Source organism: Paenibacillus sp. USHLN196, from assembly GCF_037144955.1.
Lineage (GTDB): Bacteria > Bacillota > Bacilli > Paenibacillales > Paenibacillaceae > Paenibacillus > Paenibacillus xylanexedens_C.
Genome location: NZ_JBBCYH010000009.1, coordinates 47,675 through 65,720 on the forward strand (window position 1 = coordinate 47,675; position 18,046 = coordinate 65,720).

At 43.4% G+C, this 18,046-nt stretch carries 17 protein-coding genes; 14 read left to right on the forward strand and 3 right to left on the reverse strand.

Annotated elements, in window-relative coordinates; translation table 11 throughout:
* Positions 1–21: 21 nt before the first annotated feature.
* Positions 22–885, reverse strand: coding sequence for a LysR family transcriptional regulator (locus WFI24_RS21120; protein WP_336763951.1), 864 nt, complete (start codon positions 883–885; stop codon positions 22–24).
* A 158-nt stretch (positions 886–1,043) separates the two neighbouring features.
* Here WFI24_RS21120 and WFI24_RS21125 point away from each other — a divergent pair, with 158 nt between their 5' ends.
* Complete coding sequence (locus tag WFI24_RS21125; RefSeq protein ID WP_336763953.1) at positions 1,044–2,105, forward strand: oxidoreductase; 1,062 nt, start codon at positions 1,044–1,046, stop codon at positions 2,103–2,105.
* A 115-nt stretch (positions 2,106–2,220) separates the two neighbouring features.
* Positions 2,221–2,589 (forward strand): VOC family protein, encoded by a 369-nt coding sequence (locus WFI24_RS21130; RefSeq protein ID WP_336763955.1) that lies wholly within the window; start codon positions 2,221–2,223, stop codon positions 2,587–2,589.
* A gap of 102 nt (positions 2,590–2,691) precedes the next feature.
* Here the strand turns inward: WFI24_RS21130 and WFI24_RS21135 are convergent, their stop codons facing one another.
* A complete protein-coding gene (locus WFI24_RS21135; RefSeq protein WP_336763957.1) occupies positions 2,692–3,903 on the reverse strand; it encodes an MFS transporter in 1,212 nt (403 codons plus the stop codon).
* A gap of 275 nt (positions 3,904–4,178) precedes the next feature.
* On the opposite strand from WFI24_RS21135, the gene WFI24_RS21140 reads away from it, so the two are divergent.
* Positions 4,179–4,757, forward strand: a complete 579-nt coding sequence (locus tag WFI24_RS21140; protein ID WP_145325722.1) for a TetR/AcrR family transcriptional regulator — start codon at positions 4,179–4,181, stop codon at positions 4,755–4,757.
* Between the two features lie 114 nt (positions 4,758–4,871).
* Here the strand turns inward: WFI24_RS21140 and WFI24_RS21145 are convergent, their stop codons facing one another.
* On the reverse strand, positions 4,872–5,996 hold the full coding sequence (locus WFI24_RS21145; protein ID WP_336763959.1) for an LLM class flavin-dependent oxidoreductase: 1,125 nt from the start codon (positions 5,994–5,996) through the stop codon (positions 4,872–4,874).
* A 266-nt stretch (positions 5,997–6,262) separates the two neighbouring features.
* Between WFI24_RS21145 and WFI24_RS21150 the strand changes: the two genes are divergently transcribed.
* The 11 genes from WFI24_RS21150 (at position 6,263) to WFI24_RS21200 (ending at position 18,031) form a co-directional block, all read left to right on the forward strand.
* Positions 6,263–7,648 (forward strand): helix-turn-helix transcriptional regulator, encoded by a 1,386-nt coding sequence (locus WFI24_RS21150; RefSeq protein ID WP_336763961.1) that lies wholly within the window; start codon positions 6,263–6,265, stop codon positions 7,646–7,648.
* A gap of 252 nt (positions 7,649–7,900) precedes the next feature.
* A complete protein-coding gene (locus WFI24_RS21155) occupies positions 7,901–9,271 on the forward strand; it encodes a helix-turn-helix domain-containing protein (RefSeq protein WP_336763962.1) in 1,371 nt (456 codons plus the stop codon).
* Positions 9,272–9,301: 30 nt separating this feature from the next.
* Complete coding sequence (locus tag WFI24_RS21160; protein WP_336763963.1) at positions 9,302–10,660, forward strand: helix-turn-helix domain-containing protein; 1,359 nt, start codon at positions 9,302–9,304, stop codon at positions 10,658–10,660.
* A 477-nt stretch (positions 10,661–11,137) separates the two neighbouring features.
* The gene (locus WFI24_RS21165; RefSeq protein WP_336763965.1) at positions 11,138–11,323 is read left to right on the forward strand and encodes an aspartyl-phosphate phosphatase Spo0E family protein; all 186 of its coding nucleotides are present in this window, start codon (positions 11,138–11,140) and stop codon (positions 11,321–11,323) included.
* Between the two features lie 315 nt (positions 11,324–11,638).
* Positions 11,639–12,325, forward strand: coding sequence for a hypothetical protein (locus tag WFI24_RS21170; protein ID WP_336763967.1), 687 nt, complete (start codon positions 11,639–11,641; stop codon positions 12,323–12,325).
* Positions 12,326–12,403: 78 nt separating this feature from the next.
* On the forward strand, positions 12,404–12,673 hold the full coding sequence (locus WFI24_RS21175; protein ID WP_336763969.1) for a hypothetical protein: 270 nt from the start codon (positions 12,404–12,406) through the stop codon (positions 12,671–12,673).
* A gap of 190 nt (positions 12,674–12,863) precedes the next feature.
* Positions 12,864–13,052: an aspartyl-phosphate phosphatase Spo0E family protein gene (locus tag WFI24_RS21180; protein WP_036616818.1), complete on the forward strand. Its 189-nt coding sequence runs from the start codon at positions 12,864–12,866 to the stop codon at positions 13,050–13,052.
* A gap of 241 nt (positions 13,053–13,293) precedes the next feature.
* Positions 13,294–15,117 (forward strand): sensor histidine kinase, encoded by a 1,824-nt coding sequence (locus WFI24_RS21185; RefSeq protein WP_336763972.1) that lies wholly within the window; start codon positions 13,294–13,296, stop codon positions 15,115–15,117.
* 5 nt (positions 15,118–15,122) lie between these two features.
* Entirely contained in the window at positions 15,123–15,890 is a 768-nt protein-coding gene (locus WFI24_RS21190) for a response regulator transcription factor (protein ID WP_336763973.1), read from the forward strand.
* Between the two features lie 103 nt (positions 15,891–15,993).
* The gene (locus tag WFI24_RS21195) at positions 15,994–17,289 is read left to right on the forward strand and encodes an ABC transporter substrate-binding protein (RefSeq protein WP_336763975.1); all 1,296 of its coding nucleotides are present in this window, start codon (positions 15,994–15,996) and stop codon (positions 17,287–17,289) included.
* Positions 17,290–17,320: 31 nt separating this feature from the next.
* Entirely contained in the window at positions 17,321–18,031 is a 711-nt protein-coding gene (locus tag WFI24_RS21200; protein ID WP_336763977.1) for a hypothetical protein, read from the forward strand.
* Positions 18,032–18,046 lie beyond the last annotated feature (15 nt).

Below are 18,046 nucleotides of genomic sequence, written 5' to 3' on the forward strand. Positions count from 1 at the left end.
CTTATGTTCTAAGTTACCTTATCAGAACGTAATGCACTTCTGGTTCAGCAGTTTCACGAATTGATCAAGCGCACTGCTGACATAACGATCCTCACCTCGAACAAAGGTGGTTGTAGTATGTGTGAATCGCTCGGCTAAGTCGAATACAGAGAAATGATCTGGTCTTTTGTGAATAACATTGCACGGCATAATGGTAAAAGCAATTCCAGACTCCACACAACTGAGCAGGTTTTCCATCGTACTAACTTCGATGATATTACGAGCGGACAGCCCCTCTTCCTGCAAAAATTCTTCGGTCATTTCACGATACGGGCAGCCCTCGGGGAAAACAACCCACGATACTTGGCACAGACTTTCGGGTGGTGTGTCCATCTGTTTGGATATGATATGCACCGTATCTTGCATCTCGTATTCCACTTTCAGTCCTTCCTTCACACAAGCCCCGCTGATAAAGGCACCATCAATCTCATCGTCCTGTATTTTCTTGCGCAGTATTTTGGGTGAAGTAGCGTTAACGAGTGAGATGGACACCATCGGGTAGGTGGTTTGATATTCATTCAGAATCTCCATAAAGCGGCTGGATGCCGCCGTTTCCACAATGCCAATTTTCAGTGTGCCAGCAGGCTCACCTGGATCGGCCATATCCTGCTTCAGATCGTACAAAAGGTTGTGAATCTGTGTCGCATATTGGACAAACCGCTCTCCCTTGGAGGTCAGTACAACGCCTTTGGGAAATCGGTTGAACAGCTGTATTTGATATTCCTGCTCCAGTTTTTTGATGCGTGTGGTGACATTGGATTGCGCGTAATTCAGTTCTTTGGCGGCCTGTGAGATTTTGCCTGAACGTGCTACCGCGAGAACAATATCGATATCGGAGAGTTCCATGCTGTATCCTCCTGAACGTGGATTATAACTTCAATTACTTCCGCAGATGTTGATGTTAGGTATCTCTATGAGAGATACATCTATATATTTCAATCATTTTACGATATATCAAGGGCGCCTTACAATATCCTTAATGACGAAGAGAGTAGGGATATGACATGGATAACATGAATACACGTTCAACATTATTGAGACCGGTGAAGATTCATCAGTGGCAATTAAGGAACCGAATTGTGATGGCTCCGTTGACCCGGGGATTTGCTGATGATCAGGAGGGGACCGTGACGGATAAGATGGTCGCATATTATGAGCAGCGTGCGCGAGATGGTGTGGGACTTATTATTACCGAGGGCATTAACCCGAATCTGGCAGGCAAAGGCACCTATGGCATCCCCGGTCTATACACAGATGAACAGACGGCTTCTTGGAAAAGAGTAACGGATGCTGTTCACAGACATGGAGGCACCATTATTGCTCAGCTCTGGCATGTTGGCAGGTTGTCCCACTCCGACCTGATCGGAACCGCTCCACTGGCACCTTCAAGCCTTGCGGCAGAGGGGAACGTTCATAAGCTGCATAAGCCGTATCAGGTGCCCCAAGCGATGAGTGCGCAGGATATAGCGGATACGATTCAGCATTTTCAGACGGCCGCCCGCAATGCGGTTCTGGCAGGGTTCGACGGGATCGAGCTTCATGCTGCGCATGGGTATCTGATCGACCAGTTTATCAATGAGAAGACCAACCACAGAACAGACGAATACGGAGGAGGCACTGCGGGCAGATTGCGGTTCCTGCGGGATATTATTGTGGCTGTGAAAAAAGAGATCCCTGTGGATCGCATATCGGTGCGATTTTCCGAGAAAAAGGATGATGATGCATCCTATGCATGGGCAGATAAAGCTGGAATGATCGATGCATATCTGAACTTGTTCCGCGAGACGGGAATTACGATCTTGCACCCCTCGACAGATCGTTATGAGAAAGCGTGGGAAGGGGAGCAGTCCTTTCACGAGCGGATTCGAAGTCTGTGGGATGGAATCATCATCGGTGTGGGCAATTTGGATGTTCAGACCGCGGAGCACGCTATTGGCAAGGGAATCATAGATTTGGCTGCCTTTGGCAGACCGTTTATCTCAAACCCTGATCTGGTGCGTAAATTGAATGCTGGTGAGCGATTGGTCGAGTATGATGCAACTACGCATCTGCCCGTATTGGTGTAAAAGAGAAATCCGAGTAGAGAAGAAATCGAAAAAAGACAGAACGCTACTGACATACTGTTGGCAAGAGCGGTCTTGTATGATCAAGATATACAAATACTAAGGAGGACATTACATTATGTCAGCAATTGGACCCGATTTCATTTCAATTCAGGTGAGCAATCTTGAAAGCTCTGCCGAATTCTATCAAAACTATCTCGGACTGGTACGCTCACAGGCGGGACCACATCATGCTGTGGTCTTTGAAACAAAGCCTATTGCATTTGCTCTTCGTGACCTATTGCCAGGAGTCGAACTTGGTACAGGTAATCAGCCAGGACTTGGTATCGCTCTATGGCTGCATGCCCCTGATACGCAAGAAATTCACGACAAGCTTGTTGCAGCAGGCGTAAAGATTACTTCTGCACCCATAGATGGACCATTCGGGCGAACCTTTACATTCTCCGACCCAGACGGATACCAAGTTACCCTTCACAGTAAAGCCTAATACGCACAGGAGCTGGGTGATTATGACAACATAAAGGGCAGAACTGATCCTGAGGATCAGACTGCCCTTTTTCTGTCGTTCGGATTGAACGACCTATTCATTTTATTCGTTGCTGACAACTGCCGCTTTCTTTTCAGTAAAGTAATACACCAAAGCGAGCAGTGGCATGATCAGGCCAATCAGCGTTGTGAGACTCCATCCTCCGTTCTCATAAGACCAGCTTCCGAGAGAGGACCCGATAGCTCCGCCGACAAAAAAGATTGACATGAATATACCGTTCACACGCCCTCTCGCTTCACTTCCTAACGAATAGATAATGCGTTGACCCAGCACCAGATTTCCCGACACGGCCATATCCAGTGTGATCGCCACAATCACAAGCAGAATCAGTGCAAACGTGGAGTGGCTCTGGAACACATAAGCCAGACCGAATGACGCAGCAGCAATCACCATGGCAGCACCCGTCAGAATACGTGTTAGTCCGCGATCTGCCAGTCTCCCGGCGATGGGAGCGGCGATAGCACCTCCAACACCAGCCAGTGCGAACCAGGCAATTCCTTGCTGTGACATGCCGAAATCATTAGCGAGCCTGAGTGGAACCGTCGTCCAGAATAAGCTGAAAGCACCAAACAGACTGGCTTGATAGAACGCCCGACGGCGTAACAAAGGCATCGTTCTGAATAGTGTGCCCAAGGAGACGATTAATTGACCGTATTTCAAGGTGGGTTCAGGCTTGCGAGCAGGAAGAGCACGGGATAGAAGCAACATCAGAAGTGCTATGATAATAGCCGAGAATACAAAGACCGTCTGCCATCCGAAGAGGCTGGTGATGAAGCTTGCCACAGGACGAGCGAGCATGATGCCTAGCAGCAGACCGCTCATTACATTGCCGACCACCTGTCCGCGTTGCTCTTCGGAAGTAAGATATGTCGCATAGGGTACCAAAATTTGAGCAACAACAGAACCTATGCCAATGAATAGAGAGGCTGTCAGAAATACAACAGCAGTGGGCGAGAAAGCCGCAGCAATCAGGGCAACGACCAGTACGATCAGGAAAAGAACGACCAAGCGCCGATTCTCGGTGATGTCGCTGAGCGGTACGATAAACAGCAAACCAATGACATAGCCAATCTGTGTCAACGTTACAATCAATCCGGCAGCGGCAGAAGACAGCCCCGTGGTCATGCTAATCGGTCCGATAACAGTCTGAGCATAATACAGGTTAGCCACGATTAATCCACAAGCTGATGCCAGCAAAAAAATAATCCAGGTGGGCACAGGTGCCTCCTTCACTTGTTGTCTCATATCCATCATAATCATCCTCCACAGTTCTAAATTAGTAACTTCTATAAACAGTTAATATTAAAAATCGTCAATTACTAAACGTTACGTACACTAATTACAAACATATAATAAACTAAACGTTTAGTATTGTAAATAGGGATTGAAATTTTATGTGAAAATAAAAAAAGTGAGCGGAGGATGTAATTGTGTGTGCTCATCGCAGTTTAGTATAATGAACGTATCGTTTTTAAGAATATGACTGATGATGAGAACTATGAATTAATTTACATCCAGGAGGGCTCAAGATGACTGCCAAAAGAGGACGTCCGCGTAACATGGAAACCCAGAATGCCATTCTTACAGCATCGTATGAGTTGTTGTTGGAGTACGGATTCGGAGCAGTTACGATCGAGAAGATCGCTGAACGTGCACAGGTGAGCAAAGCCACTATCTACAAATGGTGGCCGAACAAAGGCGCCGTCATTATGGATGGATATATGTCAGCTGCAACGGCAAGATTGCCAGTACCGGATACAGGGTCGGTATTTGAAGATATACGCATACATGCGAGTAATCTGGTTCGTTTTTTGACCAGTCGGGAAGGCAAGGTCATTACACAGATTATTGGGGAAGGGCAGTCGGATGCAGGGCTTGCCGAAGAATACCGTACAAGATACATCCAACCACGTCGACGTGAAGCTCGGGGAATTCTGGAGAAGGGTGTGGAGCGTGGCGAATTGAAGGCAGGGGTGGACATTGGATTCTACATTGATCTGATCTATGGGCCGGTGTTCTATCGTATGTTAGTGACGGGGGAAGCGATGGATGATTCCTATGTAGAGGTGTTGCTAAATTCCCTGTTTGGAGGCATTCAGTCCGAGTAGATGTAGGGCGAGCGACGATACCGATGAGAGGAAGTAGAAAGAGGGAGGAGGGAAGAGGGCAATTCGTAGGAATCACCCTGGAAGGAACATGTGTGTATTGTACGTGGGAGAAACTTAAACCTGGAATATAGGTGAGATGGCTGTGGGCCATGAATCTGTAGCGTTGGAGGAAAGGGAGGATGAGTGCTCGCTTAACACCGGGGGTTCGTTCCACACCGAACTGGGCAGTTCACGGCGTAGTATAGGGGCTACTTCCTTGGCAAAACGCTCCGCTTGCTCCAACTGCTCGCTATGTGTTAATCCATCTACGCTGATACTCAGCACCTGATGTCCGTAAGCGGCATGATAGTCCAGAATTTTCTCAATAACCTGCTCCGGACTGCCGATCAACGCGGGACCTCGTGCAATGTTATCCTCCAGATCGGTAAAGGGAGACTGGTTATGCTGTGCGGCGGCAGTGGCATGGAACGCTTCATAATATGGCTTATAGCGGCGGATGGCTTCTTCATCGGTATCCGCAAGATAGAGACTGCCGGCACCGGAGCCAATCACTGACTGTTGCGGATCATGACCATAATAATCAAGCCGCTCCCGATAGTGATCGATTAACGCTTTGTATTTGGCTTGCGGATGAAAAGAGTTGGACGTGAAGAGCGGCTCGCCATATTTGGCAGCGAGTTCGGTGGAGACCGTGCTGGACGCACTACCATGCCAGATCGGGATGGATTGCTGAAGCGGCCTTGGCCACGTGGTCACTCCCTCAAGCGGAGGGCGATACGCTCCCTGCCAGGTTACATTCTCTTCAGACCACAGCCGTTTTAGCAGGTGGTAGCGTTCATCGAGTGAATCCCACTGTTCCTCTTCGCGGATGCCGAACAGCGGATAGTGCCGAGGGTCATTGCCTTTCCCAATGATCATCTCCAGCCGTCCACCTGATAATTGATCCAGCGTGGCATAATCCTCGGCAACCCGGACCGGATCAAGTATACTAAGAACAGTGACGGTGGTTAGTAACCGGATGCGTGTGGTTGCTGCGGCTATAGCGGTTAATACGACAGGCGGCGAGGAAGATAGAAACGGTGCACCATGTCGTTCACCGATTCCATAGGCGTCGAATCCCAGTCGTTCAGCCAGCATCGCTTGCTCTAATATATTGTGGAATTTCTGCTGAGTCGTCAGAGCTTCCCCGGTTACTGCATTAGGCAGATTCATCATGAGACTAAACAAGGCAAATTTCATCTGACCTTCTCCTTGAACTGAATTAATAATTCTGTGTCGTATAATCCTATTGAAATAGTAGGATATGTAAGTTGCATTAAATGTATCACGTTCTCTCTAATTCTTCTAATGGATTTTTTCTATAAGCAAACATTCATTTCATGCTTCGATGCATATATGTGAAGGAAATTGCCACGATTTTTATTGACCGCTGTAAAATTTAGGATTAAAATTGTGCATATCATATAAATTCAAAATTATGGATTTTCATTGTGGAGGTGGGATACATGGAACCTACAACTACGATACGCTCATATATTGAGGACTACATCAGGAAACAAGGGTACACCTTACAGTATTTTGCCGACATATCGGGGGTTAACGCCGGAACGCTCAGTGCGATCATTAAGGGGACTCGGCCCATCGCTATGGCACAGCTGGATCTGATTACCCAGGGCATGAAGCTGGAAGAAGGATATTTCTACGAGATTTATGGGGCTGAATGTTTCGTGGAATCGGCACCTCATTGGAGGAGACTGGAACCATTCCTGCAACGCTGTGCTGAATTGGACAAGCTGGAATGTATTCATAAGGTTATCCAGGAAGTGACGGATGATCGCTCGTATATCTCAGAGTTGTTCGAGATGGCCGAAGGCATGCTTGAACGTGGACAGACGAAGGCTGCACGAATGTTATATGAATGTGTGGCGGAGTGTGAGAAATATCAACACTCGGAACGTCTGGCTCTGTGCCAGTATCGCATCTTCACGTTATCTCTCGGTCAGGACCAGCATGAGAATCTTCGTGCAGCCGTACATTTTGAACCATATATTAATCGGCTGGATGAGGAACGGCAACTGGATGCGATAAAAGATTTGGCGAATACGTATGCGTCTCTTCGATATTGGGAAAAGGTATTTAATTTGGCTGAAGAATTAGATCAGAAAACGAAAATCTTGCAGTCATATACAAAGAAAAAAATAGACAAAATTGATAGACTTACCGCCTATCCTTTGTTTGTATATAGAGCTTATTCAAATTTACTTAAATCATCGGTATGCGAGAAGCAGGGGCGGTATGAAGAGGCTCTAGTCTACACAGAGTTCTATGCCAAACTTGCTAATGTCTCGGAACCGGATGAAGAAGATCAAATATTTATTGATAATTTTGCTGGATGGGCGGAAGCCAATACTTATTTATATAAATTGATGATGGGTGACCATAGTGTTTTACCTGCTTATATGGAATTTATTGAAGAAAATGAAGAGGAAATTTTACCTGCAATCATTAATATTTTGGAGGCAGCTAATAAGTTCGATAGAAATATTGATGATATTTTGTATAAGTTCAGCGATCGAATTAACTCGGAAATTAACTGTTTAAAAGGATATACTGAGCAGATGAAAAATGAAATTTATGCTGCATTCTTGTTGGAACGTTCTCTTTATCACTTAAATCGTCATGAATATCCAGAGGGTTTGAAGCAACTTATGCACTGTCTGAGAGAGTCTGTACGATTTAACAATCAAACAGATATCATTCATTGTGTTTCCTTGTATGAGAAGTACAAAAACATGGGTACCACTGAAATCGAGCATCAGTACAAACTTATCATGATGGAGGTTCAGAAATCCTATGAAAAAAAAGAAAATCTACTATATAATTTTGCTTAGTATTATGATTATTAATGTAAGTCAATTAGCTAATTTTAATAGTGATGGAATTATACAAATAATGGGTATTACACATGGAGTGGGAAAATTATAACAGTGGATATATTAAATTTTTCAAAAAGGTTTACTTTCAAGTAACGAGAGTAAGCTTTTTTGTATTTTCATAGATTGACCAATGTAAAATACAGGATTAAAATAACATTTATTGAATGAAATTGAATTATAAGTGATTCTAATGACGGAGGTGAGACAGTGGAATTGGTACCTAAAATAAGAGTACATATTGAGAAATATATGAGAGAGCAGAATCTCAAGTTGCAGCATTTTTCCGATATTACTGGAATTAATGTTGGAACTTTAAGTGCCATTCTTAAAGGCAACAGGCCAATGTCTATGAACCAACTGAATCAGATTACTTCTGTTATGGGATTAGAGAAAGGGTATTTTTATGAGAGTTATGGGGTTGAATCCTTCATAGAATCTTCGCCCCACTGGAGACGTTTGGAGCCATATCTATATGAGTGTGCTGAGCTTTGTAAGCTGGATTGTATACAACAAGTCATCACTCATGTAACGGACGATCGATCATATATAGAAGAATTATTTGATGTAGCTGAAAGCTTTTTTGCTAGAGGATTAAAAGAAGTAGCTCTTATTTTGTATGAATGTGTGGCAGACAGTGAAAAATATCAACACTCCGAGCGGTTGGCCTTATGCCAGTACCGTATTTTTCTGCTTCATAAAACACTGAATAAATTCAATAACTTAAATGCCGCAGTAAAATTTGAACCTTTTATCGAAAAATTGAATGAGGAAGTACAACTGGATGCGATTAAAGATTTAGCTAATTTGTATGGCGCGATAAATCTATGGGATAAGGTTTTTGAACTGGCTAATGAATTGATTCAAAGAACTGAATTCCAAGTTCAACTTCAATCTATGAGACGGAACAGAAAACCAAGAATAGCCTCTTATCCTCTATTTACTTATAAAGCTTATGCTAATCTGCTCATGGCAAATGTATCTGAAGAACGTAAGCAATATATGAAAGCTTTGGAGTACACAGATGTTTATGAGGATATTATGGATGGGATTAAAAATCCAACAGAGGAAGAGCAAGAATTGATAGATCGATTCAAGGGCTGGGCTGAGGGCAATCGATATTTGTACAAAATACTATCAGGTGACTTCGAAGGCTTAAACCGTTATTTGAATTACCTAGATGTTAATCATGCCGAAATTTTAACAGCACTCGCCTATATTATACAGGCGGCAAATCAGTACTCTTTTAATATTGACCATGCATTAAATAGATTCCAAAATCACATTGATCAAATTAAAGCGGCAAGACATGTAAAAGGAATATATAACGAACAGGCATCAAATTTTAGATATATACGCTTATTCTACGAACTAGCAAAATACAGATTGAATCAGAACCAAATTGAACAGGGAACAGAACATCTAATTACTAGTTTGGAACGTTCTTCTTCATGTAATGAAGATCTAATGTGTATCAAATGTATTGATTTATACGGAAAATATAGAGATCGCGCCAGTAAGACTCAGGAAGAGCAGTATACAAAACTAATAGATAAGTTAAGTGTACCGACTTTTCGATAGTAAAACATCTGGGGAAGGACGATGAAGACAATGTCCAATATACGTTCCTATATTGAAAGTCACTTGAAAAATAAGGGATATAAGCTACAGCAATTTTCAGAAATGGCTGACATTAATGTTGGTACATTAAGTGCGATCATCAAAGGAACCAGACTTATGTCAATGAATCAACTAGACCTAATCACATCAGCAATGGGTTTAGAGCAGGGATACTTTTATGATATGTATGGTGTGGAATGTTTTATTGATTCTGCACCTCATTGGAGACGTTTAGAACCATTTATATATCGTTGCGCTGAGCTTGGCAAGCTGGATATTATCGAACAAGTCATTACTCATGTGACAGATGATCAATCCTATATTGATGAGTTATTTGATGTGGCAGAGAGTCTCTATAATACAGGCATGAATGAAACGGCACTCATTATATATGAATGTGTGGCCGACAGTGAGAAGTATCAACATTCGGAGCGGTTGGCTCTTTGCCAGTACCGCATGTTCTTGCTTCATAAAACACTGAGTAAATATGATAATCTCAATGCAGCAGTAAAGTTCGAACCGTATATTGATAAATTAAATGAAGAAGTGCAATTGGATGCAATTAAAGACTTGGCAAACGTATATAATACGATACATTTGTGGGACAAGGTCGATGCATGGGCACGGGAACTGGAACGGAAAGCAGAATTTCAATTAAAAATTCAATCTCGTAGGCGAAAAAATAAAAGAAGGCTAACAGCCTATCCTCTTTTTACATATGCAGCCTATGCAAACTTATTAATATCAAGCGTTTATGATACCCGCAAGGAATACGATGAGGCCATAAATTATCTGCAAAAATACATGGAGATAATTGAAATTGAGAATCCTACAGAAGAGGATCAAAAAATAATAGATCTATTCAAGAAATGGGGAGAGGGGAATCAATATGCATTCCGAATATTGCTAGGTCAGGAGGAAGTAATCTTTCCTTATTTAGGATACTTAGAGAACAATCCAGAAGAGATATTAACTGGTTTGCTAAATATATTGGAAGCAGCTAATCAGTATGGATTTAATATTGGTCATGCTTTGAAAAAGTTTGAATATCCGATTAATTTGTTTAATACGGACTTTCATAATAAAGGTGGTTATACCGATCAAATGATAGACCATGGATATAGAGTTTTTTATTATGAATTGGCAAAATATCAAATAAATCAATATAATTATTCACTTGGAATTGATGCCTTACTTATTTGCTTAGATCTCTCTTCTTCAAGTAAAGATGAACTAATGTGCATTAAATGTTTAGATTTGTATGGGGAGTATAGGAGTGAAGCCACCGAAACACAGATCAGAAAGTACAAAAAATTAATAGAAAAGTTAAGTTTGCCGACTTTTGAATAATGAAATATCTGGGAAGGGACGATGAAGAAGATGCACAATATTCGTTCCGTATATGTTGTTTAATTATGAACTTGCAAAGTATAAATCCAGACTAAAAGTTTATCAAACCGGTATAAATGTAATTCTTAATACACTTATCTCTTTCAACGTTTAACCAAGACGATCATATGACAGTAAAATGTGTTGATTTATACGGGACTTATAGACAACAAGCTAGTTTGTCTCAGCAAGAGACGTATTCTCAATTATTTAAGACAATAAATATATAATAAAACAAACAGCCTACCTGCTTCTGAGTTAGGCTGTTTTGTGTTTTAGAAAAGCACTAGGCAGAGCACAAGGTCTTTTCTAAAGAAATGTTTTTACAAAATTATGCAAAATATATTATGTTTTTCAAAGTACTTGTCGTCATTAGCGAAACTAAATAGCCTACTCATATTAAATGTTTTTTAAGAATGTCCTAGAGGGGGACTTGCCATGAGAGAACTGAGTAACTTGAAAGACCAAATCGAGCAAGGTCGGCAAGAGTTGAGTCGCTTGGTAGATCAATATGAAATCCCAAATATAAAAGTGATTGAACAGTCTATGGCACTGGATGAGCTAATTAATGAATATAATCGAGTTACTTTAGGAGTGAACGTAAAGAGGTGTAAAGTATTGTGAAGCTAACTTAAAATCATAGTCATACTAAAAATAGTGTTTGTATGGTGATCATCAATGTTTAATAACAATAGGGCTGTATTATGGATTATTATTCATAAAAAGTTTATTTAAGTTTCTTTTGAAAATGATTATATGATTAATCTGAGCACGTTCTCAATTACAAAGAAAAGAGGTGATTGCATCGTTTTTTGATTTAAGTCGATGAAGGGAGAATTCTAGCTTCAAAGATATCACAGTCTTATGATCTTAGTTTCTTTATTAAGTTAGATAGGTTATTAACGTGACTATTTTAAAACTTATGAGGAGGTTCTATCCATGAAAAACTTTGGGAAAATTTTATTAACGGCAATCATGATTTCTTCCGCTTGTTCATCAGTGGCATCTGCTTCATCTGAGGGACAAGTTATAAGTACGAATACGCCTGAAATAGTGAGTAATAATGATATTTCTCAGTCAAGTACAATAGGTATTTTTGATCCTAAATTTAAAGAAAAAGCTATTTCACAAGGACTTGATCCTGAAACAATTATTGCAGGGTATTATGTTCCTTTTGATAGGACTCGTTCCAATCTATCAAACGATCAGGTGCTTCCTTCTGCGATAGGAGATTACTATCTGAAAAACATTGACATGACCCAAATTACTGGAAATGTTATTGAGCGTGCGACTGGAAAAGGTCCAGCGCCCTTGTCCTTGTCCGTTATTGATGGTGTAGCTACTACGTTCTCTGCTGAGATTTCTTCGAAAGCAGGATGGGGAGGTGCAGAGATTGCTGCAAAGCTAGGCACGACCTATCAGGCAACTCGTAACTTTAACAAAACATATGGACCAATCCAAATTCCTGCGAATAAAACATATACCATTTACTGCGCACCAACATACAACTACTATTCGTTTCAGATATGGAAACAAGGTTTCTTTTCTGATTCTTATATTGGTACTTATGAGTATAAAGAACCGACGGGTTTATACTTTTACTGGCAAGATACTACTGGTTGGTAACTAGACATAATTTCACAATTTTGGTAGTATAATAGCGCATATAACGGCAATATTATATTATCAAAGGAGAATTTAAATTTGAAAAGTAAAATGATTTCCTTATTAGCCCTTATCTGTTCATTTGTATTATTTGTTATTGGATTTCAGTTTATTGCTCAAAGTACTGATTGGGGTATGGACAAAGCTATGTTGGTTTTTGCAGAATACCAAAATGTTAAGTCTGATACCTCTGATATCTTTGGTAGTTTTATAAACTCAGAGATTTGGTCGTATAAAATTGAAGGAATATTATTGATATTTGTAGGGATGTTAATGTTGTATTTAGCAAATTCATTACGAAGTAAATAAGTAAAAGTATTCGGGTTCCGAATACTTTTTTTCTTATTTACAATTTAATCCGTAGTTCAACATATAAGTATGAAAAAGGTTGAATTTCTTTGAAAACTTTTGTAAATAAACATTTTATTCTGCAAAGGAATATAATATGAATTTTTTGGCAATGTATCCTAAAATGTTATACAAAGAGGGGGTGCATGCTGTGAGTGAACCGGTACAGATCACAGATAAAATCGAACGGAACAGGCAAGAGTTGAGTCGTTTGGCGGAGAATCATGGCATGCAGGACAACAAAGTCCTCCGACAGTCCATGGTACTGGACGAGCTTATTAATGAATATAATCGATTCAAATATAAAAGCCATCTTAGGAACAGACAACCGATTGCATAATGCAGTCGGTTTTTTTGTCTAAATAGTGTTCTATAGAAATAGCGTAGTCGACTGTAGCGATATAGTCGGCTTTTTTGCGTTCACCTGAAACCAATGCGGATAACTTGAGATTCCGTACCAATTCCAGGATTGGCAGGATAGCGAATGATCATTAAAACTGGATATGATGACCCCAGTTATATCCAGATTGATCTGTGAAGGGGGCTCATACAATGATCGAGAGAGGGAGGGATGAACGGAAATGATGGACAAGGTACGCATTTTTTTCGGGAAAAACGTAAACCTGCGCACCAAGTTGCTCCTGTTGTTCCTGGCGCTGACGTTGCTGCCGCTAAGTTTGCAGGGAATGATGAACTACAAGCATTTCTCGCAGACGATGGATCGCAAGACCGAGCAGTTCACCATTGATATGGTTCGCCAGATTAACGCCAATCTGAATCGGCTGCTGAAGGACTTTGAGCGGTTGTCGCTCTTGCCGCTTTACGATCAGATGGTGCTTGGCATTCTGGGCAAATACAACGCTTCAATGGGGTCGGGTGCATGGGCGAGGTCTGAGGATTATCTGAAAATGAAGCTCTACACATCTGGTCAAGCTTATGACCGACCCGAGATTCGGGGGATTCACCTGATCAGCAACAGCGGCATTCTGTTCTCCAATCTCGATTCGCTGACGGTCAAGCCAGTATGGGACAGCAGGCAGGATGACTGGTTTGCAGAGCTTGAAGACTCGGAAGGGACATGGCGCCTGCTTCCTCCGCATGAACCCGGCTATTACACGGGCGGTCAGCAAGAATCGTATATATCAGTGGGCAGAGTGCTTCGAGATCCGGGTACGCTCCAGCGATTGGGTTACATTCTGATTGACATCCGTCTGGAGGCCTTCGGCCAACTGTTATCCAATCTGAATTATGAGCAAGATGCAGGCCTGATGATTGTAGACAGCAAGCAGCGTCTTCTGTTCGAACGGACCTCAACCGGAGGAATGTCTGCGTACGATCAGTTGCTAATGCATGGACAGCTTCCAAGCTATGCAGGAAACCAAAAAGTTGTTCTGGATGGACAGCCCTATCTCTACGTACAACACCATTCCAGCTATTCCGGGCTTTCGGTGATCAGCCTTACACCTATTGCCGTAATTCAAAAGGAGTCGGGTGAGATGCTCACCTTCACAATATGGTTCGCAGTGTTGTGTATGGCGGGTATAGCGATTCTGGCGGTTCTGTTATCCTATCGTATCACCCGGCCACTGATTCGACTGAAGCACCACATGATTCGGGTGGAGCAGGGAGATTTCAGCCAGCGGGTAGCACACTTCAGCAGTGATGAATTCGGACAGATGAGCCGGGGCTTTAACCGAATGATGGAAGAGATTCATCGACTGTTCAATGAGGTGTTTCTGCTGGGCATTCAAGAGCGGGAGGCAGAGTTGTCAGCGTTGCAAAGCCAGATGAATCCCCATTTTATATACAACACACTGGAGTCCATTAACATGATGGCCATTCGCCAGAAGCATGCTGAGGTGTCGGACATGGTAACGGCGCTTGGCAAGCTGCTGCGCTATACGATTGATAAGGTGGACCGGATGGTTCCACTTGGGGAAGAACTGGCTTTTGTACAATCCTATGTACGCATTCAACAGGTACGTTACGATGGCAAGTTAGAGGTCATCTATGACATTGAAGAAGCAGTAACGGAATGTTCGATTCCCAAGCTGATGCTGCAACCGCTGGTGGAGAATGCAGTCTACCACGGCATTGAAGGGCAGGAAAATGGAGGAGTAATCTGGGTATCTGCCTTGCAATTTGACCATGAGCTGCTGATTAGCGTGCGAGACAACGGTAAGGGTATGGCTCAGGCAGAGATGGATGAGTTAAACGAAGCCATCTCCAGACAGCCTGCCCATGAGGCATTACGTTGCCATGCCGGTGATAGTCTGGGACTCAACAATATCGCCGAAAGGCTTCGCCTCATATATGGAGAAAGCGGCAGCCTAAGCATCGATGGAAGTCCCGGGCAGGGTCTGGTAGTCACGATATCCATTCAACTTCTACCGAAAGGGGATTGAAGCGCATGTATAAAGTATTGCTTGTAGAGGATGAGACGGTCATCCGTCAAGGACTGAGAGAACTGATCGTACAAGTGTCTTCTCAGTTTCAGGTAACGGGCGAAGCGTCGAGCGGTACCGAGGCGCTGGATTTTCTGAGATGTGAGGTGCCGGACGTGTTAATCACGGATATCCGCATGCGTGAAATGGACGGATTAACTTTGGTAAGCAAAGCAAGAGACATGTACCCTGAATTGCTAATGCTCATCATTAGTGGCTACGGCGAATTTGAATATGCACGCAGAGCGATGGAGTACGGGGTGTTAAACTACCTGCTGAAGCCGATCGAACGCCATGAACTGGCATTATCCATACAAAAGATTCAATTGCTGCTGGATCGCAGGTACGGTATTTCAACCCTTTTGATCACAGAGCCATCCGGGAAAGCAGAGCACGCTGGCAGAGATACGCGGAAGATTATCCGAGATGTGAAAGAGCACATCAAGCAGCATCCCGACGGGGATCTGCGGCTTCAGACGGTAGCGGCACTTGTCAACCTGAATCCCACCTATTTAAGTCAGTTGTTCAAGAACGAAACGGGAACCAACTATTCGGAATACATCGCTGTGGCACGTATGGAGCGGGCCAAGTGGCTGCTGATCAACACGGGTCTCAAAATCTATGATGTGGCACGGTTGTCCGGGCATCAGAGTCCCAAACACTTCATGCTGGTGTTCAAGCAGCAGGTGGGATGGACAGCAGGAGAATATCGAGACCGATTCAGTATCTCTTGAAAAACCATACCATTTCTGTAGTTGACGTGATTTATGAGGGAACGATGCTTTCGTTATACTTTGGTTGCACATGTATACCACGACGTCCATAAGGGGGATTTCCATGAAAAAAGCAGGACTGATACTGATGCTTGTACTCATGATGATGGCTTCAATCGCGTGCACAAGCTCCAATTCCGGCAGTGAATCTGGGGGTGCAAGCGGAGAGAATGGAGAGGTCGAGCTGAAGTTCATGATGTGGGGCAATCAGGCGCACATGGATGTATACAACAAGTTGATCGATGACTTCACAAAGGAAAATCCAGGAATCAAAGTAACGATGGAATCCGTACCTTTCGCAGAATACCAGCAAAAAATTTCAGTGCTTGCCGCCGGAGGCTCTCTTCCCGATCTCGCCTGGGTATCGGAGCGAATGGTGCCACAATTCAAGTCCAACCACATTCTGGCCGATGTATCCGAGTTCAAGGATGATGCACAGTTTAAGCTGGATGATTATATTCCAAGTACATTGGATTTGTTCCGTGATGGCGATCAGTTGCTGGGACTACCTTTTTCTACACCTCCGGTGGTCATGTTTTACAATAAAACGCTGTTCGACCAAGCTGGCCTGACTGATCCAAACACACTTGCCACCCAAGGACAATGGACATGGGAACAGTTCGAAGAGTCGGCCAAAGCCATTACCAGCAAGGATGCGAGCAACCGAGTCTATGGCGCCAACTTTTTTCGCGACTGGAAGACCTGGGCGGTGCTTTCCTCCTATTCCTGGTCCAATGGAAGCGGTCCATTCGACGAAAGCATGACAACGTTCACCTGGAACGATGCCTATGGCGTACAGACTTTTGAATTGTTGGAACGTATGATGTTCACCGATGAATCACACCCGAAGGCGGGCGAACAGGTCAGCTTTGATGCGGGTAATGTGGGCATGTTCTTTGATAATTACAGCTATGTTTCAAAAACAAGGGAGATTACGGATTTTGAATGGAGCATCGCTCCTATGCCTTCCGGCTCTCAAGGCAGTGTTCCGATGCTGGGGCAGGCCGGATATGCCATGTTCAACGACAGCAAACATCCAGAGGAAACGAAGAAGCTGTTGAAGTATTTTGCCAGTGAGCAGGGTATTCAGGCGACAGCCACCTACTTTGTACCTCCGCGTACCTCTGTTCTGAACTCAGATGCATTCATTCTTCAGCCGAATAATCCGAGCAAAGAGCATATCGTGCAGGCCGTCATTGATGAAATGCCGAAAGCGCGCTTAATTCCCGGTCATATCCGTTGGCAGGATATCGATAATGCGGTGTTGCAGGGATTTGACCGACTGTTTGCAAAGACAGCGACAGCTGAGGATAACCTGAAACAAATGCAGGAAGAGATCCAAAGTGTGTTGCAACCCTAAATAATTCAATCGAAACCGGAGGTGAGAAACGATGGGCAAATTCAAAGAATTACTTGAGCGGAAACCGCTGTCGCTGGTGGTCAGTCTGCCTGAGAATGATATTGGTTTGGCTCGGGCAGCCATGGAAGAAGGCGCTGATGCACTGAAGGTGCATTATAATGTCGGTCATCGCGCCAGCGGGAATCATTTTGGTCCATTGGATATGTATGCCGAGGTATTTCGGGCGATCCGCAGTGAGTTTGGTGGTCCGTTTGGGGTCGTGCCATCCGGCAGTATTGATGGATCAAGGCGAGAGGATGTGGAGAGGCTTTCCGGACTGGGTTTTGACTTCTATTCCATCTATGCACATCACTTGCCATCCTTCATGCTGAGTGACTTGGGGCTGGACCCAACGTTTGCGATCAATGAAGAATATGATGCTTCACTCGTAACATCGGCAGCTCACTTCGGCTTCACCGCTTTGGAGGCATCCATTGTACCTGGAAAGGAATATGGTACACCGCTGAGCTTCGCGGATGTGCTCAAATATCGCCGTCTGGTCTTACATGCCCAGGTTCCGGTATTAGTTCCTTCTCAGCGAAATCTGGTGCCGGAGGATGTTCAGGTGCTGCACGATACGGGGGTTAAAGCAATTATGCTTGGAGCGGTCGTAACAGGTAACACCGAGGAACAGCTGCGAAGGGCCGTGAATGGATTCCGCAATGCGGTGGACAGTCTGAACCGTTCGGACTATATAAGTTGATCTAAAGAATATTTA

Coding starts and splice junctions, on each gene's coding strand:
- WFI24_RS21185 (WP_336763972.1), top strand. CDS start 13,294: ATGATGGACAAGGTACGCATTTTTTTCGGGAAAAACGTAAACCTGCGC.
- WFI24_RS21150 (WP_336763961.1), top strand. CDS start 6,263: ATGGAACCTACAACTACGATACGCTCATATATTGAGGACTACATCAGG.
- WFI24_RS21160 (WP_336763963.1), top strand. CDS start 9,302: ATGTCCAATATACGTTCCTATATTGAAAGTCACTTGAAAAATAAGGGA.
- WFI24_RS21195 (WP_336763975.1), top strand. CDS start 15,994: ATGAAAAAAGCAGGACTGATACTGATGCTTGTACTCATGATGATGGCT.
- WFI24_RS21170 (WP_336763967.1), top strand. CDS start 11,639: ATGAAAAACTTTGGGAAAATTTTATTAACGGCAATCATGATTTCTTCC.
- WFI24_RS21135 (WP_336763957.1), bottom strand. CDS start 3,903: ATGATGGATATGAGACAACAAGTGAAGGAGGCACCTGTGCCCACCTGG.
- WFI24_RS21200 (WP_336763977.1), top strand. CDS start 17,321: ATGGGCAAATTCAAAGAATTACTTGAGCGGAAACCGCTGTCGCTGGTG.
- WFI24_RS21125 (WP_336763953.1), top strand. CDS start 1,044: ATGGATAACATGAATACACGTTCAACATTATTGAGACCGGTGAAGATT.
- WFI24_RS21145 (WP_336763959.1), bottom strand. CDS start 5,996: ATGAAATTTGCCTTGTTTAGTCTCATGATGAATCTGCCTAATGCAGTA.
- WFI24_RS21120 (WP_336763951.1), bottom strand. CDS start 885: ATGGAACTCTCCGATATCGATATTGTTCTCGCGGTAGCACGTTCAGGC.
- WFI24_RS21130 (WP_336763955.1), top strand. CDS start 2,221: ATGTCAGCAATTGGACCCGATTTCATTTCAATTCAGGTGAGCAATCTT.
- WFI24_RS21190 (WP_336763973.1), top strand. CDS start 15,123: ATGTATAAAGTATTGCTTGTAGAGGATGAGACGGTCATCCGTCAAGGA.
- WFI24_RS21140 (WP_145325722.1), top strand. CDS start 4,179: ATGACTGCCAAAAGAGGACGTCCGCGTAACATGGAAACCCAGAATGCC.
- WFI24_RS21165 (WP_336763965.1), top strand. CDS start 11,138: ATGAGAGAACTGAGTAACTTGAAAGACCAAATCGAGCAAGGTCGGCAA.